The sequence below is a fragment of the Halomonas sp. SL1 genome, from assembly GCF_003030865.2.
Taxonomy (GTDB): domain Bacteria; phylum Pseudomonadota; class Gammaproteobacteria; order Pseudomonadales; family Halomonadaceae; genus Halomonas; species Halomonas halophila.
Window position 1 is genome coordinate 1 of sequence record NZ_PYUQ02000039.1, and the last position, 235, is coordinate 235.

The following is a 235-nucleotide window of genomic DNA, read 5'->3' on the forward strand; positions in this document are numbered from 1 at the left end:
GCCTCTACGTGGAGACCCGCGAGCTCGGCTTCGAGGCGATTCATGTGGAAGGAGCCGGCCGGCTGGCGCGGCTGGCGAGGGAGGTCGGCATCGACCGGCTGGTGCAGCTCTCGGGCATCGGCGCCGAGTCGACCTCGCCCTCGGCCTACGTGCGCGCCCGGGCGCAGGGAGAGCGCGCGGTGCTGGCGGCCATGCCCAGGGCGATCATCGTGCGACCGAGCGTGCTGTTCGGGCC

General features: G+C 73.6%; 1 pseudogene. It reads left to right on the plus strand.

The window, feature by feature from the left end:
• Window positions 1–235 (plus strand): annotated as a pseudogene (locus C9J49_RS16870) (sugar nucleotide-binding protein); the annotation flags it as partial.